This window comes from Natronomonas salina (assembly GCF_013391105.1).
Classification (GTDB): Archaea; Halobacteriota; Halobacteria; order Halobacteriales; family Haloarculaceae; genus Natronomonas; species Natronomonas salina.
Window position 1 is genome coordinate 375,443 of sequence record NZ_CP058335.1, and the last position, 20,510, is coordinate 395,952.

The 20,510-nt window shown below is 69.2% G+C and carries 22 protein-coding genes; 8 read left to right on the plus strand and 14 right to left on the minus strand.

All coding sequences use genetic code 11. From position 1 onward, the window contains the following. Nucleotides 1-89: 89 nt before the first annotated feature. Nucleotides 90-2,753 (minus strand): AAA domain-containing protein, encoded by a 2,664-nt coding sequence (locus tag HWV07_RS02135; RefSeq protein WP_178332718.1) that lies wholly within the window; start codon nucleotides 2,751-2,753, stop codon nucleotides 90-92. A gap of 89 nt (nucleotides 2,754-2,842) precedes the next feature. Between HWV07_RS02135 and HWV07_RS02140 the strand changes: the two genes are divergently transcribed. Next, nucleotides 2,843-3,394, plus strand: a complete 552-nt coding sequence (locus HWV07_RS02140; protein WP_178332719.1) for a hypothetical protein — start codon at nucleotides 2,843-2,845, stop codon at nucleotides 3,392-3,394. Here the strand turns inward: HWV07_RS02140 and HWV07_RS02145 are convergent. Next, complete coding sequence (locus HWV07_RS02145; RefSeq protein WP_178332720.1) at nucleotides 3,391-3,933, minus strand: DUF8173 domain-containing protein; 543 nt, start codon at nucleotides 3,931-3,933, stop codon at nucleotides 3,391-3,393. The two genes, HWV07_RS02140 and HWV07_RS02145, sit on opposite strands and share 4 nt — an antisense overlap. A gap of 118 nt (nucleotides 3,934-4,051) precedes the next feature. On the opposite strand from HWV07_RS02145, the gene HWV07_RS02150 reads away from it, so the two are divergent. After that, nucleotides 4,052-4,753 carry a ribulose-1,5-bisphosphate 5-phosphatase gene (locus tag HWV07_RS02150; protein WP_178332721.1) on the plus strand — a complete coding sequence of 234 codons (702 nt, stop codon included), beginning with the start codon at nucleotides 4,052-4,054 and terminating at the stop codon, nucleotides 4,751-4,753. Beyond that, nucleotides 4,750-5,382 carry a ribulose-1-phosphate aldolase gene (locus tag HWV07_RS02155; RefSeq protein ID WP_178332722.1) on the plus strand — a complete coding sequence of 211 codons (633 nt, stop codon included), beginning with the start codon at nucleotides 4,750-4,752 and terminating at the stop codon, nucleotides 5,380-5,382. The genes HWV07_RS02150 and HWV07_RS02155 overlap by 4 nt, the downstream gene beginning before the upstream one ends. Nucleotides 5,383-5,490: 108 nt before the next feature. Here the strand turns inward: HWV07_RS02155 and HWV07_RS02160 are convergent, their stop codons facing one another. After that, entirely contained in the window at nucleotides 5,491-5,646 is a 156-nt protein-coding gene (locus HWV07_RS02160) for a hypothetical protein (RefSeq protein WP_178332723.1), read from the minus strand. 169 nt (nucleotides 5,647-5,815) lie between these two features. Here HWV07_RS02160 and HWV07_RS02165 point away from each other — a divergent pair, with 169 nt between their 5' ends. After that, a complete protein-coding gene (locus tag HWV07_RS02165) occupies nucleotides 5,816-8,653 on the plus strand; it encodes a penicillin acylase family protein (protein ID WP_178332724.1) in 2,838 nt (945 codons plus the stop codon). A 31-nt stretch (nucleotides 8,654-8,684) separates the two neighbouring features. Here the strand turns inward: HWV07_RS02165 and HWV07_RS02170 are convergent, their stop codons facing one another. From HWV07_RS02170 to HWV07_RS02195, 6 genes are all read right to left on the minus strand, one after another. Continuing rightward, nucleotides 8,685-9,467 (minus strand): HAD-IIA family hydrolase, encoded by a 783-nt coding sequence (locus HWV07_RS02170; RefSeq protein WP_178332725.1) that lies wholly within the window; start codon nucleotides 9,465-9,467, stop codon nucleotides 8,685-8,687. A gap of 30 nt (nucleotides 9,468-9,497) precedes the next feature. After that, nucleotides 9,498-9,734: a CDGSH iron-sulfur domain-containing protein gene (locus HWV07_RS02175; protein WP_178332726.1), complete on the minus strand. Its 237-nt coding sequence runs from the start codon at nucleotides 9,732-9,734 to the stop codon at nucleotides 9,498-9,500. Between the two features lie 71 nt (nucleotides 9,735-9,805). Further along, entirely contained in the window at nucleotides 9,806-10,609 is an 804-nt protein-coding gene (locus HWV07_RS02180) for a DUF7537 family lipoprotein (RefSeq protein ID WP_178332727.1), read from the minus strand. Nucleotides 10,610-10,648: 39 nt separating this feature from the next. Continuing rightward, complete coding sequence (locus HWV07_RS02185; RefSeq protein WP_178332728.1) at nucleotides 10,649-11,401, minus strand: DUF7537 family lipoprotein; 753 nt, start codon at nucleotides 11,399-11,401, stop codon at nucleotides 10,649-10,651. Nucleotides 11,402-11,473: 72 nt separating this feature from the next. After that, nucleotides 11,474-12,979, minus strand: a complete 1,506-nt coding sequence (locus HWV07_RS02190) for a PH domain-containing protein (RefSeq protein ID WP_178332729.1) — start codon at nucleotides 12,977-12,979, stop codon at nucleotides 11,474-11,476. Beyond that, nucleotides 12,979-13,389 carry a PH domain-containing protein gene (locus HWV07_RS02195; protein ID WP_425487813.1) on the minus strand — a complete coding sequence of 137 codons (411 nt, stop codon included), beginning with the start codon at nucleotides 13,387-13,389 and terminating at the stop codon, nucleotides 12,979-12,981. The genes HWV07_RS02190 and HWV07_RS02195 overlap by 1 nt, the downstream gene beginning before the upstream one ends. Before the next feature lie 276 nt (nucleotides 13,390-13,665). On the opposite strand from HWV07_RS02195, the gene HWV07_RS02200 reads away from it, so the two are divergent. Both HWV07_RS02200 and HWV07_RS02205 read left to right on the plus strand, forming a co-directional pair. Continuing rightward, the gene (locus HWV07_RS02200) at nucleotides 13,666-14,172 is read left to right on the plus strand and encodes a macro domain-containing protein (RefSeq protein WP_178332731.1); all 507 of its coding nucleotides are present in this window, start codon (nucleotides 13,666-13,668) and stop codon (nucleotides 14,170-14,172) included. Nucleotides 14,173-14,305: 133 nt separating this feature from the next. Then, on the plus strand, nucleotides 14,306-14,872 hold the full coding sequence (locus tag HWV07_RS02205) for a hypothetical protein (RefSeq protein ID WP_178332732.1): 567 nt from the start codon (nucleotides 14,306-14,308) through the stop codon (nucleotides 14,870-14,872). Here HWV07_RS02205 and HWV07_RS02210 read toward each other — a convergent pair. After that, a complete protein-coding gene (locus tag HWV07_RS02210; RefSeq protein WP_178332733.1) occupies nucleotides 14,866-15,513 on the minus strand; it encodes a helix-turn-helix domain-containing protein in 648 nt (215 codons plus the stop codon). The genes HWV07_RS02205 and HWV07_RS02210 overlap by 7 nt on opposite strands. Before the next feature lie 115 nt (nucleotides 15,514-15,628). On the opposite strand from HWV07_RS02210, the gene HWV07_RS02215 reads away from it, so the two are divergent. Beyond that, complete coding sequence (locus HWV07_RS02215) at nucleotides 15,629-16,660, plus strand: hypothetical protein (protein WP_178332734.1); 1,032 nt, start codon at nucleotides 15,629-15,631, stop codon at nucleotides 16,658-16,660. Between the two features lie 27 nt (nucleotides 16,661-16,687). Here HWV07_RS02215 and HWV07_RS02220 read toward each other — a convergent pair whose 3' ends face one another. The 3 genes from HWV07_RS02220 to HWV07_RS02230 all read right to left on the minus strand — a co-directional run bounded on the left by HWV07_RS02220 (nucleotide 16,688) and on the right by HWV07_RS02230 (nucleotide 18,662). Beyond that, entirely contained in the window at nucleotides 16,688-17,662 is a 975-nt protein-coding gene (locus HWV07_RS02220) for an aldo/keto reductase (RefSeq protein ID WP_178332735.1), read from the minus strand. Between the two features lie 196 nt (nucleotides 17,663-17,858). Then, complete coding sequence (locus HWV07_RS02225; protein ID WP_178332736.1) at nucleotides 17,859-18,101, minus strand: HVO_2901 family zinc finger protein; 243 nt, start codon at nucleotides 18,099-18,101, stop codon at nucleotides 17,859-17,861. A gap of 147 nt (nucleotides 18,102-18,248) precedes the next feature. Beyond that, complete coding sequence (locus HWV07_RS02230; RefSeq protein ID WP_178332737.1) at nucleotides 18,249-18,662, minus strand: DoxX family protein; 414 nt, start codon at nucleotides 18,660-18,662, stop codon at nucleotides 18,249-18,251. 246 nt (nucleotides 18,663-18,908) lie between these two features. On the opposite strand from HWV07_RS02230, the gene HWV07_RS02235 reads away from it, so the two are divergent. Continuing rightward, the gene (locus tag HWV07_RS02235; protein ID WP_178332738.1) at nucleotides 18,909-19,232 is read left to right on the plus strand and encodes a winged helix-turn-helix transcriptional regulator; all 324 of its coding nucleotides are present in this window, start codon (nucleotides 18,909-18,911) and stop codon (nucleotides 19,230-19,232) included. A gap of 149 nt (nucleotides 19,233-19,381) precedes the next feature. Here the strand turns inward: HWV07_RS02235 and HWV07_RS02240 are convergent, their stop codons facing one another. Next, nucleotides 19,382-20,419, minus strand: a complete 1,038-nt coding sequence (locus tag HWV07_RS02240) for a tyrosine--tRNA ligase (RefSeq protein WP_178332739.1) — start codon at nucleotides 20,417-20,419, stop codon at nucleotides 19,382-19,384. Nucleotides 20,420-20,510 lie beyond the last annotated feature (91 nt).

Sequence of the window (20,510 nt, forward strand, 5' to 3'; positions counted from 1 at the left end):
CACAAAAACTTGGGGAAAACTCCCCGGCGGCTCCCGCTGTTCGCCGCCGTAGAACCGTGCTCCCTACGGTCGCGCGGATGCTAATCCAGCTAGCTCCCGTCCGCCCACTCCAGCATCCGCTCGTAGAACGGCACGCTCCGGAGCGCCCCTTCGTCGCCCACCAGGACAAGCGCCTTCTTCGCGCGCGTAAGCGCGACGTTCACCCGCCGGTAGTCTTCGAAGATGGGACTCCCGAGGTCGTCGGTCGCCACGAACGAGATGACGATCACCTCCTTCGAGGAGCCCTGGAACCGGTCGACGGTGTCGACGGTGACGTCGGGGAGCCGTCGCGAGATCTGGGCCACCTGGGCGCGGAACGGCGCGATGACGCCGATGTCCTCGCGGTCGACGCCCGCGTCGAGGAACGACTGGACTATCCCCGCGACCCGGTCGGCCTCGATCGGGTTGGTGTTCCCGTCGGCCGCGCCGCCGGGGTCGACGAAGGAGACTGGGTCCCGCAGTTCCGGCGGTAACGCGTCGGCGTTGACGCCCGGCAGGTCCGAGAGACGCTGGGCGGCCACCTCTCCGGTCGCAGGGCGCAACTCGCCGCCGTAGAACTCCCGGCTGGAGAAGTACTGGACCCGCTGGCTCATGCGGTACTGGCGGTCGAGCATGACGCCAGCCTCGGGGTACGTCTCGATGAGGCGCTCGAACAGCGACTCCTTGAGGTCGTTCTCCGCGCGGACGACCGGCGGGAGCTGCTCGTGGTCGCCGACCAGGACGAACCGGTGGGCGAGGTTGGCGGCGAGGAAGGTCCCCGGCTCGGTCAGCTGGCCGGCCTCGTCGACGACCGCGACGTCGAACTGCTGCTGTTTCAGCGCGCGGGAGCCGCAGGCGGCCGTCGTGGCGGCGACGACCTGTGCGTCCTGCAGTTCGGCGGCGCGCTCCCGGGGGTCGCCGGAGCGCTGCATCCGGTACTGCTGCATGTCGTCGCGGACGCCGTTCTCCGACCCCCAGCGGACGACGTCGGTGAAGCCCTGCTCCTCGAGGGCCTCGACCGCGTTGTCGACCGCGCGGTTGGTGAACGCCGACAGCAGGACGCGCTCGCCGTCGTCGACCAGCGCGCGGACGGTCCGCGCGAGGGTGTAGGTCTTCCCGGTACCGGGCGGGCCGTGGACGAGCGCAAAGTCGTCGGCCCGGACGGCGGCGTTGACGGCCTCGTCCTGAGCGTCGTTGTTGTCGATGTAGGTCTCCCGGGGCCCGGAGAACTCGGGGTCGCGGCGGCCGAAGAGGACGTCCTTCCGGTCGGGGTCGCCGCGGAGGATGGCGTCGTGCAGACCGTTGAGCTGTCGGTCGACCCCGATCTCGGAGGGGTAGACGTCGAGCCGCCGGAGGTCGAACGGCTCGTCGGCGGTGACGACAATCTCCTCGCCGAGTTCCTCGACGGTCGCGAGTTCGGCGGTGCCTCGGGTCGGGTGACCGTCGCTGGCGAGGACCCGGTCGCCCTCTCGGATCTTCGAGACGGCCTCGGAGGTCCGGCGGGCGCGGAGCCGCCACCGACCGCCGGAGACCGGCTCGCGGTCGAGCGGTTCCAGGTCGAGCAGCGCGCGGTCGTCGTCGGCCCGCTCCTCGGCGGACTGCTCCCAGAGCTTCCGGTACTCGCGGTGGACCTCGCGGCGCTCCTCCTCGATGGCGCGGTAGAAGCGCTCGAAGTAGTCCCGCTCCGCTTTCGGGAGCGACTCGCCGATCTGGCCGGCCTTCGACTCCTGGTCGAGGCGACCGGCGACCACCATGCAGGTGTCCTGTTCGAAGCAGTACTCGCACTTCGCGTCGGCCTCGTAGCCGGTCGGCACCGCCATATCGAACTCGGCGGCCGCGATCTCGTTGCGCTGCCTGAGGACGAATTTCAGGAAGCCCCCGCCGATGGAGAACTCCTTCGCGGGCGAGAGGTCGCCGGAGGCCTCGCTGCGGTCCAGCGCGGTGTTCTTGGTGTAGAGGAGGGTGCCCGTGTCGGGCGCGTCGGCGACGCTGTCGGCCAGGAGGAGCGCGTAGCAGGCCGCCTGCACCTTGTCCTGGAAGCGGGGGTCGCGGGTGGTGTTCTTGCCGGTCTTGAGTTCGACCGGCATCCCGCGGCGGACGGCGTCGGCGCGGCCCTTGATGCCGAAGCGCTCGGAGATGAGCGTCTGCTCGGAGCGCCAGGAGTCGGCGTCGTCGTCGAGGATGCCCTGCTGGAGCCACCCCTCGATGGCGGCGGCGTTCTGCCGGACGTCGTCGGCCACCGAGTCGGCGGTCTCCCCCAGGAGGCCGATGTCGAGGGCGGCTTCGGCGACGCGCTCCTCGATGCTGTCTTCGAGGTCGCGGCCCCGGAGCAGGTCGCCGAACACCTCGTGGACGACGGTCCCCTTGACGACCGGGTACTTCAGCGGGACGCCGGTGAGCTTGTTCAGGTAGTAGACGCGGGGGCACTGCACCCACCCCCGGATGTCGGTCACGTCGACGAGGAAGTCCGGTTCGACGACGACGGCGGAGTCGCCGGTCGTCGTGTACTGCGTCTCGCCGCGGAACTCCCGCTCCTCGACGTCTGTCACGAGGAGGTCCATCTCCTCCTCCAGCAGGTCGGCGGTCCCGGTCCACTTCCCCCACAGCGTCACCTGGACCGGCTCCCTCGCGCCGCGCTCAGGGCGGAGCAGCACCTCGGCGAGTTCGGACGTCCCACGGCTCGTCTCGACGGTCCGGGGGTCGCGCGCTTCGACGACCGGGCCCCTCAGGTTCACATCTGCCAGTGCGCCCTCGACGGAAAAACGCTATCGGTCGTCGGAGGCCGACAGGTTCTTTCCCGTCCGCCGAAGAGAGCGGAGTAGCAATGCGCGTACGCGACTGGCAGGACATCCTCGAGGACGTCGTCGAATCGGACGCCGACGCGGGCGGCTGGCGGGCCGTCGCGGGCGACCGCCGCGGCGGCGTGGGCGAGGACATGTTCCTGGGCCACCCCTCGGTCGGCGTCTACCAGCTGAAGACGTACGCGAAGAACCCCTTCGAAGTCCAGGGCGTCGGCGCCCGGGTCGCCCGGAAGATCGACGACGAGCTGGACCCACTGTTCCCCGGCGAGGACAGCGGCGGCCGCTTCGGCGTCAACGACGGCTTCGAGGACGAGGACGAGGCGAAGGAGCGCGCCAAACAGCTCGAGACCGTCATCGAGACGCACGCCGAGGCGCCGACAACGGGCGACGCGCTCTTCGAGGACGTGATGGACGCCCTCGACAGCCCGGCACACGGGCCGATGGAGTACGACATGTACGACCGGCCGGAGGGCCTCGAGAACCTCTCGGAGACCTTCGAGGAGGCCGAGGAGCTCCTGACGAAGGAACTCGACGACCTCGTCGAGGAGAGCGACGTCGACCGCGGGTTCCACTAGCCGAGGTACTGCTTCAGCACCGCGCCGAAGCCGGCGGCGCCGACGGCGAAGGAGACGAGGCCGCCGATGCCGGTCAGCGCGAGGGCGCCATTGATTGCCGCGCCGACGACGAGGGGCTTCAGCCACCCGTCGTCGTGGCCGACCAGTCGGTCGCCGATGGCGAGGAAGGCGATGGACGCGCCGATAACCAACACGAGGAACAAGACAAGCAGCAGCGGGATGGCCACGACGAGGCCGATACCGGTGAAGGCGAGGACGATGATCGCCAGGATCAGGAACACGAGACAGACCAGCCCGTAGAGGAACGATTCGACGGGATCTTCCAGGACATCGGCCATGCGAGCCTCGGTGTAGGATTCGGCGACCGCGATCAGTATCGCGCCGACGACGAGCGTCGTCAGGAACGCGCTGACCGCGCTTCCGAGAACCTGGGTGACGGGGTTTTCGCCCGGTACGGGGCCTGGACCCATCCCCCCGCCGGGATCGGGCGTCATCTGGAGGACGACAGCGGGGTCGACGGTGGTGAGTATCTCGATCACGGTGGCCGTTCTCCCGCGGCCGACGTATAACCAGGAGTCGCGGAGCGATCGGGGGCGGTGCGGCCTCACTGCTAGATCGACACGGCGACTTATACCCCTCCTGTTCGTACGCCAGACCATGACCGTCGACGCCGTGCTGTTCGACCTCGACGACACGCTGTATCCCTACCCGCCCTGCCGCGAGGCGGGCAAACGCGGGGCCTTCGAGGAGGCCCGCGACCGGGGCTACGACCTCGACCGCGAGGCGTTCGAGTCCCTCTACCAGCGGGGCCGTCGCGAGACGAAGCGCGACACCGCAGAGACGGCGGCCTCTCACAGTCGAACGCTCTACTTCAAGCATGGCCTGCGAGACCACCTGGGACGGCCGGCCCCCGCGGACGCCCTGGCCTTGGGCGAAGCGTTCTGGGACGCCTACGTCGAGGCGATGGAACCGTTCCAGGGCCTCCAGGAGACTCTGAAATCCCTCTCGGAGGCGGGCGTCTCAATCGGTATCGCGACCAACCTCACGACCAGTCTGCAGTTGCGGAAGCTCCGCGAGCTCGGAATCGACGACGCGGTCGACGCGATCGTCACCTCCGAGGAGGCCGGCCGCGAGAAACCCGGGTCGGTGATGTTCTCGCTGCCGCTCTCGCGGTTGGGGTGCCGACCCGCCGACGCGGTGATGGTCGGCGACAAGCCCGAGAGCGACGTCGCTGGCGCGAACGCGGTGGGACTGGAGACGGTCCTGTTCAACGGCTCGGTCGACGAGGAGGCGCCTCCGGAACACGTCCCGGACCACCAGGTCGACTCGCTGGCGGACGTCTTGGAGGTGGCGTTGTGAGGCTCGCCGAGGAACGCCGGTCGGTGGTCGAGCACGCCCCGAGCCTCGCGTCGCTCACCCCGGGCCGGACCGGGAACCTGAGTCGGCGCTCGGGCGACGCCTTCGCGGTGACGCCGACCGGCGTCCCCTACGACGCCTTCGGCGCGGAGGACGTGCCCGTCGTCGGCGTCGACGGCGAGCGGCGCGGCGGCGGGATGGAGCCGAGCAGCGAGGTGCCGATGCACGCCGCCATCTACCGGCGGGCCGACGTCGGGGCCATCGTCCACACCCACTCGCCGTGGACGACGACGCTGGCGACCGCGGGCGAGGAGCTGCCGCCCATCCACTACATGATCGTCGCGGTCGGTCGACGGGTCCCCGTAGCGGGCTACGCGCCCTACGGGACCGACGAACTCGCGGCGAAGGTCGTCGCCGCGATGGACGAGGCCGACTCCGAGGCGGCCATCTTACAGAACCACGGGCTCGTGGTCACGGGCCCGGACCTGGAGACGGCCGTCGAGAACGCCGTCCACGTCGAGAGCCTCGCGCGGATGTACCTGAGCGCCCGCGCCGCCGGCTTCGAGCCCACGGAGCTCAGCGACGACCAGCTGGCGGCCGTCGAGGAGCAGTTCGAGAGCTACGGGCAGTGACGACGGACTCGTCGAGAAGGAGCCACACACCACCGTCGGTGCGACGTCGACCGGGACGGCCGTCGGCGGCGACCGTCCCGAGGGCCGGCGGCGGCCGGCCCGGCGCTGTCACTCCTCCTCGGCCCTCGTGTAGCTCCTGTAGCTCATCGCCGATCCGTCGACGATGACCGTGTCGAGGCCGTGCTGCTGTTCGTGTGGCGGGTCGTCGCCAAGCGCCTCAGTCTCCGCGTCTCCGTAGTCGTACGGTGTGTGGTCCGAAGGCATACGTGATGATGGGGGATACTGCTATATAAAATCTTGTCAGACAATAGCACGCAACTACATTTCTATTGGCATCTCCGGAGGCGGTACACGCTGTCACCGATTCCCCCGGTATAAACTACCAACCATCGACGGCGAACGAACTAACCCGCGGGGAAGGGGTCCGTAGGGCATGGATAGACGGAGCTTCATGGGCGCGACCGGGACCGTCGCCGCGGGACTGCTCGGCGGGGCGACCGCCACGACCGGCGCCCAGTCCGGCACCCTCGAGGAGATCGAGATCCTCACCGACGAGTACGGCGTCAGCCACGTCTACGCCGACGACGTCTACTCGCTCAGCTACGGCAACGGGTACGTCCAGGCCCGCGACCGGCTGTTCCAGATGGACGCCCTCAGGCTGGTCGGCCGCGGCGAGAGCGCCCGGTGGCTCGGCCCCGCCCAGTTGCCGTCGGACATCGAGGTCCGGCGGGACCTCTACAGCCGCGAGGAGATCAACCGCCAGTGGGAGGACGCCAGCGAGACGACGAAGGAGGCCCTCCGCGGCTTCGCCGACGGCGTCAACCGTCGGATGGTCGAACTGGCGGCCCAGGGCGAACTCCCCGGCGAGTTCGCCGCGCTCGGCCGCGCGCCGGAGCCGTGGAAACCCGAGGACTCCATCGCCTTCATCAACTACGCCATCGGGTTCTTCGGCGTCAACGGCGGCTCCCACCTCTCGAGCGCCCGAACGCTCGCCGAGATGTTCGACAACTTCGACACCGAGGCTGAAGCCTGGGACGCCTACGGCGACCTGAACCGGGTCGTCGTCCCCGAGGACCACTACGGCTCGGTCGGCGAGCACGAGGTCGACGGCACCGATGAGCGCGCGCTCGACTACGACGAGGTCTCCGACGGGCAACTGGCCGCCATCCGAGCAGCGAAGGACGCCGTCCCGTGGGGACTGGACGACCAGGACGTCACGGTCCCCGATGGCGTCACGGAGGGGCTCCGAGAGGCCCGCGGCATGCTCGAGGGCTTCCGGTTCGGCTCCAACGCCATCATCGTCGACGACGAGCACAGCGCCCACGACAAGCCGATCCTCGGCGCCGGGCCGCAGATGGGACTGTTCAAGCCACCCATCCCCTACGAGATCGGTCTGCACGGCGCCGGGTTCGACGTCGTCGGGATGGGCGTCGTCGCGGCCCCGGCGCTCGTCATCGGGCGCACCCCCGAGATCGCCTGGACGGTCACCACCTCGGGCGACGAGATGATCGACACCATCGCCGTCGAACTCGACGAGGACGACCGCCACCGCTACAGGTGGGACGGCGAGTGGCACGAGATGTCCACCGAGCAGGTGACCCACTACACGAGCCCCGTCGGCGGCGTCGCGCAGGGGGAGACCGACCCCGGGAGCTACGACGTCGTCCGCCAGGAGGTCGCCCGCGTCGAACAGGAGGGCACGTCGATGCCGGTCATCGCCTGGAATCCGGAGGAGAATATCGCCTACTGCCAGCGCCCCACCACCAGGATGGAGGAACTCGAGGGCGCCTTCATGTGGGCCGAAGTGGGCCGCTCGAACAGCATCGACGAGTTCGAGTCGTACCTCTCGGAGTTCCCCTTCGGCTTCAACTTCCACGTCGTCAGTGACGACGAGATCGCCTTCTTCCGCACGGGGAAGCTCCCCGAGCGCCGCGGCGACGCCGACCCCAGGCTACCGAAGCCCCCCGCCGAGCACGACTGGGGCGGCTTCGACGTCGGCACGAACGTCGGCGCCTCGGTCCGGAACCCCGACCGCGGCTACGTCGTCAACTGGAACAACGCGCCAGCGGCAGGCTGGCGGGAGTCCAGCACGGAACAGCAGTGGGGGACCGTCCACCGCGTCGACGTGATGGCCCGTCTCGTCGAGGAGGCCCTCGACCGCACCGGCGGCGAACTCACCCGACAGGACGTCGCGGACATCGTCGAGGACTGCGGCGTCGAGCACCCCTACGCGCCCCGGTCGGTGCCGGCGATGGTCGACGCGGTCCAGCCCGGCCACGTCGACGGACAGCTGAAAGCCATGGGCGAGGAGCTCCAGAAGTGGGCCGACATCGATTACTCGTTCCGGCCGGGGTCCGACGGCACCTACGACAACGGCGGGATGGCCATCTGGGAGGAGACCCGCAAGGAGCTCCAGGAGCTGGTCTTCCGCGACGAACTCGGCGAACAGACGCCGACGCTCAACTACGACCCCACGGCCATCGACGGGCAGGGCGGCGGCGACCCCCACGCCGCCGACCACGGCGCGACGGTCAACGAGGACGTCACGCTCGTCGACGCCATCGACGACGACACCGAGCACGACTGGTTCGACGTCCTCGACGGGGACAATCGAGCCTCGCATAAGAAGCAGCGCGACGCCGTCATCCGGAAGGCGATGCAGCGCGCCGCGGCCACGCTCGAGGAGCGCTACGACAGCGATGACCCGAGCGACTGGCTCCTCGAGAACCGTCAGATCGAGTTCAGCCCGCTCGGTGCGTCGAACCCCGACCGCCTCCCGATGTCGAACCGCTCCAGCTACCAGCAGTCCGTCGTGATCGGCGAGGGCCTCGAGCACTCCGGGTCGGTGCTGCCCCCGAGCAACTCCGGCCACCAGAACGCCGCGGAGCTCGTCGCGACGCAGGCCGGCGAGGAGCCCGACCGGCTGACGGACCAGCTCGACGTCTACGCGAACTTCGACTACAAGCCGCACCCGGTCACCCGCGAGCAGGTCGAAGAGCGGGCCGTCGAGAGCGAGACCATCCGGGCGCAGGGTCACGAGGCCGCCGACACGGTCCGGCCCGCCAGCGACCTCGCGATAAAGCTGCTCTCGGTGCCGGGCGGCGGGCTCCGGGCGGTCCGCGACGTGGCGACCCAGGCCGGCTGGAGCTTCGACGGCCTCCTGGACGACGTCGAAGAGGGGCCGTCGGGAGCAACTCTGGACGACCAGGCCTCGACGGCGGCGGACGGCGACGAAACCGAGTCGGACGCTTCATCGACCGATCTGCTCTGAACCACCGTGAGTGAACGGCTCCGGGCGGGATTCAGAGGTCCAGGACAGGCCCGACGTCGGCCAGCGAGTCGATGACGTGGTCTGGCTGGACGGCGCTCTCCGCGACGTCGGCGTCGGTCGCCACGCCGGTCCTGACCAGCACCGTCGTCATGCCCGCCCGTTCGCCGAGTTCGACGTCGGTGTTCAGTCGGTCCCCGACGACGAGGCAGCGCTCCGGCTGGACGCCGAGGGTCTCCAGAGCGGCGCGCTGGGCTTCCGCCGAGGGCTTCCCGAGGATCTTCCGCGGTTCCCGCTCGACGATCCCGCCGACGGCGTTGATGATCGACCCCGACCCCGGGACCATCCCCTCCGCGGCCGGGATGAGGAGGTCGGGGTCGGTCCCGTAGAACGTCGCGCCCGCTTCCAGCGCGCGGTAGCCCGCCAGCATGTCTCCGTAGTCGAACTCGCGGTCCCAGGAGGCGACGAGGACGTCGGCGGTCGTGGCGTCGGCGACGAGGTCGAGGCTCGCCGCCTCGAACTGGCGGCGGAGGCCGCCGGAACCGATCAGGAATATCGCGTCGTCGGCGTGCTCGTCGGCGAGGAACCGGGTGGTGACCGTCCCCGCCGACAGCACCTCGCGGGGCTCGACGTCGATGCCGAGGTCCGCCAGCCGCTCGGCGTACTCCTCGCGGGACTTCGTGGGGTTGTTCGAGAAGAACAGCGTCCGGAGGCCGGCCTCCCGGAGCCGCTCGACTGCGGCGGCCGCCCCGGGGAGCAACTCGTCGCCGCGGTAGACGGTCCCGTCGAGGTCCAGCACCGCGCCTTCGTACTGCATACCCGGGGTAGCGCCGCCGGTCGTTTCAAACTACTCGTCGGCGAACTCGAAGCCCTCGACGACGCGTCGCTCGCCGTCAGGGTCGTCGTCCTCGTACTTGTAGACGGTATCCTCCTCCTCGTCGGACGTCGCATTGTGCGAGCCGTCGCAGAGCGGCTGGTCCTCGGAGAGCCCGCAGCGACAGACGTAGAGCTTCCCGTCGTCGCCGAGGTCCTCCTCGTCCAGTATCTCCGGCTGTTGGGCGTCGTGACGGATCTCCCGTGCCATGGCTGTATCGACGGCCGGACGGCGGAAAAGCGTTCGGCGGTGAATCCACGAGTCGCCGACGGTCGGCCGTCTCAGGGGTCGTCGGCCTCGTCGAACCACTCGGGGCGCTCCGCGTCCGTCGAGTCGATCTCGCCGACGTCCATCGAGACGGTGATGGTCCGGTCGGCCTCGACGACGAAGTTCGCGTGCCGGACGACGCCGTCCTCGTCGACGACGAGGGCCACGTCGAACCGGTCGATGCGCTCCTCGTCGACCTGGTTGCGGAGTATCCCCGACGGATCCGTCACTTCCTCGGCGACGTAGTGGTAGAAGGTCCCCTCGTCGGTCTCGACGACCTCGGCGTCGCGGTACTCGACGTGCGCGAGCAGCGGCGCGACGAACTGGTAGCCCGTAAAGCGGGACATATCGTACTCGTAGTCCGTGGCGTTGTATGTGACGTCGCCGCCTCGCTCGTGCCGCGTGTACGCGTGGTCGTCCTCGAAGTACGTCACCAGGGTCCGGTCGGGGCGGTTCTGCATCTCGTAGCCGACGCCGTCGGCGACGTCCGCCTGGTTGACGACGCCGATGCTGGTCTCGGAGTCGCCCTCGCGGATCAGCGCGTCGTAGGTGAAGACGAAGCCGTCCGAGTCGCCGAGCGCCGAGAGGTGCGCCGACATCGCCCCCTCGGGGTCGTCGATGCCGCCGGCGCCGTAGCCGTCGGGGTAGTCGGCCTCGGGACCGGCCCCGCCCTCGCCCCCGGGGTCGGGGGTCGGGACGCCGTCCGTTTCGGCACCGGGAACGGACGACCCGCCGTCGTCCCACATCGGGAGGGCGGAGCAACCGGCCAGGGACAGCGACAGGACGACGGCGACGGTCAGGAGCGTGGTACGTGTCATGGATGCTAGAACGGAGAGGTCCGCAGTGCAGTCGACGGTCTATGCGTCCTGGGCCCAGTCGGGCCGCTCGACGGACGTGTCGTCGACGGCCGTCACCTCGAAGTTCAGCGTGATGGTCTGCTCCTGTCCGTTCGCGTTCAGGTAGGTCAGGTCGTAGCTGGCCGAGCGCACGATGCCCTCGGAGTCGACGGCGAGGCTCGCCGAGAACGACATCGGGGTCCGGTCGCCGAGGTCGAGGACGGTGCTGGCGCTCTCGTTGCCGCTCGTCTCGTAGACGACGACCGACGTGCCGTCGCGCTCCGCGACGCTCGTCTCGTAGTCGGCGTCCGCCGAGAGCAGCTGCGAGAAGAGGCCGACACCGGTCAGGTTGGCCAGATCGAAGCCGGTGTCCTCGGTGGCGATCTCCTCGTTGCCCCCGCTGGCCTCGCGGACGACCCGCTGGCCGCTCTCCTGGAAGGACTCGACCTCGTAGTCCTGGTCGGGCATCTCGACCCGCTGGTAGGCGCGTTCGTCGTCCACGTCGACGCGGTAGACGACGTCGTAGTTCCCGGTGGCGTCGGCGCCGGAGAGGTTCTGCTGGTAGTTGACCGTGTAGCTGCTCTTGTTCGAGAGCGCCTGGCGATACGTCTCCGCGGCTTGTTCGCCGTCGGTGATGCCGTCGGCGTCGTAGCCGTCCGCGTAGTCGAACTCGTCTGGGCTGCTCGCGCTGCCGTCGCCGAGGATCCCGGAGCAGCCTCCGAGCATCGTCAGGGCGACGACGAGTGCGACCGCGATAGTCGAACGAGATACCATACAGTTGGTCACAGCGACCGGACAATAAGCGTAGTGGCCCCTTCCGGCGCTGAACTCGCCCGGGGTCGCGGCTCAGACCTTCGATGTGAGGTCCTCTTCGGAGGCGTCGGCCGCCATCGACCGGAGGCGCTCGCGGCGCCGGTCCGCGCGGCGCTCGACCAGGGCGGCCTGCAGCCGGTCGGCGACTGTCTCGCGGAGTTCCGCCGCTCGCTCCTCGTCGATGTCGAGGGCTCGCGGCTGCCGCCCGGTTAGCCCGCTGGAGCCGGCCGTGTCGACCACGAGGGTCGCGAGCCGGCGGCGGCGCTGGAAGACGGTCCGGGAGTCGACGACCGTCTGCACCCGATAGTACGGCACGACGGTGATCGTCCGGGTCCAGAACCCCTCCCGGAGGACGACGTACTCCGGCTGGAGGTCGTACCCGAGGTTCAGCCACTTGAGGTGGGCGGCGACCGGCGCCAGCGCCAGCAGCGCGAGTGTGACGTACCACGCGAACGTCAGCCCGGTGAACCGGTCGACGGCGAAGGCGGCGCCGACCGCCACCAGGGCGACGATCCCGTATCGGACGGCGTAGCGCTCGCGGGCCCGCTTCGGCGGGCGCTCGAAGGAGACGTCCTGGAACGCCTCGACCGACTGCGCGAGGGCGAACACCCGGTCGCGGTCGGCCAGCGGGACGGCGGACTGCGAGCCCGCGTCGCCCGGCGCGTAGCCCGCGGTCTCGACGGCCAGCGAGGCGTACCCCAGCCGCCGGGCGATGACGTTCTCGGAGACAGCCAGCGACTGGACCTTCCCCAGCGGGATGGTGCCGCTGAACCGCTGGAGGAGGCCCCGCTCGTAGTGGAGGTCGTCGCTCGACCGCGACAGCCGGAAGCCGTAGTAGTTCGTCACTGCCAGCAGGCCGCTGACGACGGCCGTGACCGCGACGATGGCGACGGCGGCCAGCGGCGCGGTCACCGCGAGCCCGACCAGCGGGTCGGCGAACCGCTCCTGCAGCGACGGCGACACGACCGGCAGCAGCACCGTCACGAAGGAGAGCAGACGGAGGTCGATGCCGACGACGCCCAGGAGGACGAGTTCCTTCGGCGTGATGGCGAACAGCTCCTCGGTCGCGGGTTCGCCGGTCGGCTCGCCGGCCGCGTCGACGGCCTCGTCGCCGCGCTTCAGGCGCCCGATCTCCGACTGGAGGCGTTCGGCCTCCTCGACGCTGACGTACTTCAGCGAGGCCTCCGTCGAGGAGCCCCCCGCCGTCTCCAGATTGATCTGGGCGATGCCGAGCACCCGCTGGACGACGTTCCGGCTGATGTCGACGTTCTGGACCCGGCGGATCGGAATCTCGCGGTTCCGGCGGGAGACGACGCCGGACTCGATGTCGAGGGTGTCGTCGGTGAGTTCGTAGTCGAACCGCTGGTAGTAGACCAGCTGGTAGCCCAGCATGACGACGAAGTAGGCGACGACGAGCGTGCCGGCGCCCGTCGTCCCGCCGACGCCGGTGGAGCCGATGGCGAGGAAGAAGGCGATCCACGCCAGCCTGACGACCGCCTCGCCGGCCCGGTAGGGGATCGAGAGCGGGTCGAGCTTCATTATACCGCGTCTTCGCCCTCCGAGGCGATGGCGAGTTGCTTCAGCCGGGTCTGCAGGTCGGTGGAGCGCTCCGGGGTCAGCCCGGGGATCGAGACGTCCGCACCGCGGGACCCGGCCGTGTAGACGACCGTCGTCGCCAGCCCGAACACCCGCTCTAGGGGGCCGCGGCTCGCGTCGACGTGCTGGATGCGGACGTACGGGACGACGGTCCGCACGCGCGTCACGACGCCGCGTTCGAGGTACAGCGAGTCCTCGCGGACCTCGTAGGACCAGGTCCGGTAGCGGAGCACGGAGAAGACGATGCCCACGACGAACAGGACGGTGAAGACCGCGGCGCCGACCCACGCGCCGCCGACGGGGAGGAACGCGAACGCGATGCCGGCGATGATCCCGAGGACGGCGGCCGTGATCCCCGACTGCAGCGCCCAGACCGCCTGGACCTCCGGTTCGAGCGTCCGTCTGGGGCCGATCAGTTCCTCGACGTCGGGGACCTCCCGGTCCGGGCCGTCGTCGACCGGGCGCACCGCGGGCGTCAGCACCCGGTCGAACGGGCCCTCGCCGGCCCGGTCCGCGTCCGTATCGTCCATCGAGTGGCGTTGCGAACGCTTCGTATAAAGAAACCCGTGTCTGCAGGGGGCTGGCGACCGGGCCGACCTTTTTTTCGCCGACCGGCCGTACGCCCCGATATGGAGTTCCGCGTCGTCCAGGGCGACATCGCGGCACAGTCGGCGGACGTACTCGTCAACGCCGCCGGGACCAGCCTGCAGATGGGGTCGGGTGTCGCCGGCGCGCTCAGACGGGGCGGCGGCGAGCAGCTCGACGAGGCGGCCGTCTCGAAGGGGCCGGTCGACCTCGGGGAGACGGCAGTCACCAACGCCTACGACCTCGACGCCGAGTACGTGATCCACGCGGCGGCGATGCCTCACTACGGCGACGGCCAGGCGACCGCCGAGAGCATCCGGGAGGCGACCCACAACGCGCTCGCGGCCGCCGACGAACGCGGCTGCGAGTCGCTCGTCCTCCCGGCGCTCGGCTGCGGCGTCGCCGGGTTCGACCTCGAGGAGGGCGCCTGGATCATCGCCGAGACCGTCGCCGAGTACGAGCCGACGTCGCTCGAGGACGTGCGGTTCATCGCCTACAGCGACGAGGAGTACGAGACCGTCCGGCGCGTCGCCGAGTCGGTCATCAGGTAGCGCGGTTCGGAGCGAGCGAGAACCGCGGAGGAGTGGGCGACGACGCCGTCGAGTGCCTCCGGCTCGTAATAATGGGCCGGCGTAGGGCGGCAGTATCGACAGATACGTGAAGACAGTTGGTAAACGTACGCCAATGAGTCGACCAGCACACGTCTACGCGCTCGCGGTGGTCGGCGCCTTCGCCGCGCTCGGCGCCGGCGTCGGACTGGCCGCCAACTTCACGCTCGGATTCTTCATCGAACAGTTCGTCGACCCCGGCGACCCGCCCTTGGACTCCATCCAGGTCGGGATGATGTTCCTCGTGGCCATCTTCTTCACCTACGGCGTCGGACCGGTGGCCGCGGGCGTCGCCGGCATCGGCATCGGACAGGCGATGCCGGACCGGGAGCTGGCGGCGGGAATCGTCTCCGGCGCCGGCAGCTTCGTCGGCTTCTACCTCTACGTCGGCCTCGCGCTGTTCTTCACGTTCGCCGTCCTCTCCGAGTACGGCACCGGACCGATGAGCGGGGGCGGCGGTGGCGGTGGGAGCCCGCTCGACCCCGCCGGACTGGTCACCCTCGTCGTCCAGGTGAGTCTGCCGGCCGGGCTGGTCGGGATGGCGACCGGCTACCTGACGAGTCGGGTCAGCGACGGCGGGGCCGACGAACCGAATACCGACGCCGCGGTCGAGGCGTCGGTGGAGCCGGCGACCGATCAGTGAGCGATCTCCGAGAGCATCCGCGCCTCGATCTTGCGGAGGTGCTCGCCGACGGTGGTCGTCGAGAGGTCGAGTTCGTCGGCGATGTCCTGGTGGGTCGCCCGCCGCGGGACCTCGTAGTAGCCGAGGTCGGCTGCCGTATCGAGGATCTCCCGCTGTCTGTCGGTGAGCATCGAGGATAGCTCCCGGAGCTCGGGGTCGTAGTCGGAGAGCTGCTCGAGTTCGACGCGAATCTCCTCCGGGACGTCCTCGATGGCCTGCCGGACCGTCTCCTCCTCCCCGATGACGGCCACACGGATGCCGTCGGGCCCGTACTCGATGGGGGTGTCGAGGACGAACTCGTGTTCCTGGGTGAGGTCGAGCAGCGCCGCGGCGGTCGGCGTGGGCTCGGCGTGGAGGTACGCCTGCATCCCGTCGCGGAGCGGCGAGACGTTGTAGGAGAGCACATCTTCCCGGCTGCCGAGGATCCCGTCGAGCGCGTCGGCGTCGCCCCGGAGCCGGGTCAGCAGGACGACGGTCCCGTCGTTGAGGCGGTTGATGTGGAGGATGGCCTCGCGCTGCAGGGACGGCTCCGCCGCGATCTCGTCGCCGACGGGGTCGACGTCGCCCTCCGTGGGGATGAGCGAGACCTTGACGTACCGCATTTGCCGGCGGTTGGTCGTCGGACTATTTACCTCCCCCGGTCGGGACGCACGTCAAGGAACCGCCGATAGCAGGCGTTAAGGGTTACCGGCGGAGCACGTATATGCAGGTAACCAGATGACTGTTCGACGAGCCGTCCTCTTCGCCTCGCTCGCCGCGGCCGTGACGCTGTCGGGCGTCGCAGGCGCCGTCGCCCTCGGCACGGGTGTCGTCACCGCCGGTCACGGCGCACCGGACGCCGACTATACCGTCGAACCGATGAGCGATCGGAGCCCCGGCGCCACGGACGTGAAGTACGGCCAGGTCGTCGTCGGGCAGGCCGGCGTCGACTACCGGACCCTCGAGTCCCTGAAGGCGGTCTACGAGGAGGGGAGCTGGGCGGGGTGCGGGCCCAGCCAGAGCGAGGTGTTCGGCATCGACCGCGGCAACACCCACGACGGCTACGAGACCGACGAGGAACTGACGGACAACACCAAGACGTTCTCGGCCGGCGAGGACGTCTTCGAGGTCGAGTTCAACGGTGAGGACGACTTCGGCTCGACGGTCCACCTGAACGACGGCGACGCGGTGGTCTCCGTCGCCTCCTGCATCGACAACCCGGACGAACCGGGCTGGTACCAGATCAGCGGGAGCACCACGGGCGTGACCGAGAGCGGCGAGCGGAAGACGGTAAGCGGCGAGTCCCACTACTTCTGGATCTGCGACTGCGAGGACGAACAGGAGGCCCGCGAGGAACTCGGCCCGCCGCCGTCCGAGCCGGAGCCCACGGCGACCCCCGACGAGCCGACGACCGAGAGCGGCGACGGTTCCGACGGCGGGACCGACCAAACGCGGGACGGCAATCAGGAGAACGATTCGACCGACGAGGGATCGACCGAGGCGGGAACCGGTGACCGGACGGCCGACGGAGCGGCCTCGACCGCCGAGGCTGGCGCCGATACGGCGACGCCCGCGGCGACCACGGCGTCGGGTTCGGGGAGCGACGGCGGGTCGAACGCCGGTTCACAGTCGGCCGCCACGGGCGAAGAGGCATCCTGGCAGGACCACCGGGTCCAGACGCCGACCCCCGGCACCGGCGACGGCTTCGGCGGCCTCGTCGCGCTCGCGGCGTTCGCCGGCGTCGCGATGCTGTTCTACCGCCGGAAATAGGAGGCGTCCGAGAGGTTTCGAAGCCGCTTACTGGTGGCCGGAGACCGGCACCGGCTCGTAGGGCTCCTCGAGGTACTCCACGTCGCTGTCGGAGAGGTCGATCTCCAGGGCCTCGACGGCGTCTTCGAGGTGCTCGATCTTCGAGGCGCCGACGATGGGCGCGTCGACCCAGTCCTTGTGGAGCAACCACGAGAGTGCGATCTGGGCCATCTTCACGCCGCGGTCCTCGGCCAGTTCCTGGACGCGCTCGTTGATCTCCCGGCCCCCGTTGTCGGCGTAGGGATGCTCCTGGGCGTGGTCGTCGGTCTCCGCGCGCTTCGTCGACATGTACTCCTCGTGTGGCCGCGTGAGGTAGCCGCGGGCCATCGGGCTCCACGGGACGACGCCGAGGCCTTCCTTCTCGCAGAGCGGCAGCGTCTCGCGCTCCTCCTCCCGGTAGGCGAGGTTGTAGTGGTTCTGCATCGTCTCGAAGCGCTCCAGCCCCTCGCGCTCGCTGACGCGTAGAGACTCCGCGAGCTGGTGGGCCCACATCGAGGAGGCGCCGAGGTGGCGGATCTTCCCCCGGTGGACGGCGTCGGTCATGGCCCGAAGCGTCTGCTCGATCGGCGTGTCGTAGTCCCAGCGGTGGATCTGGTAGAGGTCGACCGTATCCATGCCGAGGCGGTCGAGGGAGTCGTCGAGCTCCTGCTCGACGGTCTTCCGCGAGAGGCCGCCCGAGTTCGGGTCGTCCTCGCGCATCTGGAAGTAGACCTTCGTGGCGACGACGGACTCCTGGCGGCGGCCCTCCAGGGCGTCCCCGAGGATGCGCTCGCTCTCGCCGCGCGAGTACATGTTGGCGGTGTCGAAGAAGTTGATGCCGAGGTCGACCGCGCGCTCGACGAGTTCGTGGCCGAACTCCTCGCCGCGGACCCACTCGCGCCACTCCGAGTCGCCGAAGCTCATGCAGCCGAGGCAGAGCCGCGAGACCTCGATGCCGGTCGAACCGAGCGTGGTGTACTCCATGGCCGACCGTCGCCCGGCCCGGCCAAAAAGCTACCCGAGCGACGCGGCGTCGACGCCGCCGATTCAGTGGTTGAAGACTGCGGCGAACCCGACGGCGAGGACGGCGAGGCCGCCGAGATGCGAACCGAGAGCTATACGCCCGGCTGCGGGTGCGGTGCCGACCGAAAAACGAACGGGTATCGTCGAGCGAGCCGGGTTATCGTGTCTTCGTCGCGACGCGGAAGTCGCCGACGGAGTGGAGGTCCTCGCCGAGGCCCTCGCCGTCGCAGTCGTCGTTCGGGCAGGCGTAGTGCCAGCCGTCCTTCGTCGCGCGTCGTTCGGGGAACTGGTCGCCGCAGCTCCCGCAGATGAGGGCCTCCGAGGAGCAGGTGTCCCGGTGGAGTTCGTACTCGAGTTCGCTCGTGAACGTGCGTTTACAGTTGCGGCAGGTGTGGGTCATATTCGGACCTCTACCGGCAACCAATATAGTAGTGCCCCTTCGTTCGTCAGGGATGCTACTCGTTATAGAGGCCGTTTCGAGGTATTTCCGTCAGTAACTGCACGTTCGTCCACACCAAACGGATGGTCAGTTCAGCAACGGTCCCGGTTACAGTCCCAGGTTGACCGCGTACGGCCACGTCGCGCCCGCGAGCGCGAAGAACGCCAGAGCGCCGCCGGCCCCGAAGAGGTTCTTCAGGAACGCCGTCATCTCGTTCTGGGCGTCCTCGCCCTCGAGGTTCCAGAAGTCGTGCATCGTGACCGCCGACGCGAGGAGGAATACGGCCAGCGCGGCCGCGCCGACCGCCGGCAGGACCCCGGCGACGACGGAGAGTCCGCCGAAGGCGAGTAAGCCGCCGCTAAACAGGACCGACGCTCTCGGCGCCGGAAGCCCCTTGAATTCGGCGTAGCCGGTCATCTCGTCGACGTTGAGGAAGTGGTTGATCCCCATGAACGCCAGGACCCCCCCGAAGAGCACTCGAGCGAGGAGGAACGCCACGCCCGCGCCCGCGCTCTCGAACATCACCGCCCCTCCGTCGGCCGGGTCGTTCGAACGTCGATCGCGTCGGACCGAATTTCCAGTAACATCACACAATCAGGTACGGGATGGAACTGTTATATCAGTTCGCGAACACTGGTGTCACCGGGTAACGCCGATGTTACGAGACGGTCACGCAACCTACTGGTTACCACGGTCGGTGCGACGTCGAATGGTCCGACCCCCGAGCCACGTGATGGATATTTATCCGATGCTGTGCAATGCGGGGGTATGTCGAACGTCCCCCAGCAGGTCGAGTCGGTCTGTCCCGTCGTGGAGTCGATGGAGCAGATCGGCTCGAAGTGGCGGTTGCTCGTCCTGCACGACCTCCAGGACGGCGAGAAGCGGTTCAACGAGCTGAAGCGGTCGACGGACGCCAACGCGAGGACCCTCTCCCGCGTCCTCGACGACCTCCAGGAGACCGGGTTCGTCGAGCGGCGCCTCGAGGAGGACGCCCCCGTCGCGACCTACTACTCGCTGACCGACAAGGGTCGGTCGCTCTGTCCGGTCTTCGACGAGATCGAGGAGTGGGCCGACGAGTGGATCTGCGAGTAGACGCCCACTTTTTACTCTCTCGGGTTCCGCGCCGCAGGCACGGAACCACTCGGTCGCAAAAACTTGGGGAAAACCCTCTCCGGCGGCTCCCTTCGGTCGCCGCCGGTGAAACGCTCGGCGCGCTTCGCGCGCCTCGCGTATGCTCTCGATCAGTCGTACTTCTCCGGGTACGCCTCCTCGAGCAGTTCCGGCTCGGCGAGCAGCCGCTCTCGGACGGGGTCGACCACGTCCGAGATAGCTGCCGCCGCCGCCGGCTTGAGGTCCGCCGGGTGGAGTTCGCCGGAGACGAAGTCCTCCTCGAGCGTCTCGTAGTCGTCGTAGACGAGGTCGCCGCCGTACTCCTCGGGCCGTTCGACGACGAACTCCGCGCCGCGCTCCTCGAGGACCGGGAAGACGAGGAACCGGAGGTACTCGAGGACGCCGTTGTCCTCGACCTCGCCGGCGGGGCAGTAGGCCCCCTCGATTTTCTCCGCGATGGCGTCGTCGTCGTCAGCGAGGTTGACCTTCGAGGACTCCTCGGAGGCGGACATCTTCCCGCCCGTCAGCCCGGATAACAGCGGCGCGAAGACGCAGACCGGCTTGTCGTAGCCGCGGTCCGGCAGCTGCTCGCGGGCGAGCATGTAGATGCCGCGCTGGTCGATGCCGCCGTAGGCGACGTCGGCCTCGAGGGCGGCGACGTCGAGGGCCTGCATCAGCGTGTAGACGAGCCCGCCGAGCTTCGGGTTCTCGGACTGCCGGACGACCTCGCTGCCGGCGCGCTGGGCACGCGAGAGGGTCGTCTCGGCGAGCATGCGGTAGAGCTCCAGGGTGTAGGGCTCCTCCAGCTGGAACTCGGTCCCGCGGACGAAGGAGATCGCCTCGGGGTCGGCGCCCGCCGCCTCGATCATCCCGACGATGGCCGCCTCGTAGTACGCCGAGCGAGCCTCCAGCAGCTCGAAGGGGGACTTCGCGTCGTCGAGGTGGGCGTGGAGGTCCGCGACGAGGACCGTCACGTCGAGGCCGGCCTCGACGAAGTCCGCCAGCTTCCGCATCGTAGTGAAGTGGCCGATGTGCATCTCGCCGGTCGGCGCGTAGCCGATGTAGGCGGTCGGGGCGTCGCGTTCCTCGAACAGCGCCTCGACCTCGGCTTCCTCGACGACCTCCTCGGTGAATCGCGTGACGAGTTCGGTCCGCTCGGCCGTGTCCATGGGCGTGCTACCGGGACGTCGCCGATAAAACGTTCGGGTGTCCCCCCGAGAGCTAACGGTTCGCACGCCACCAGCGCATCGAATAGCCCGG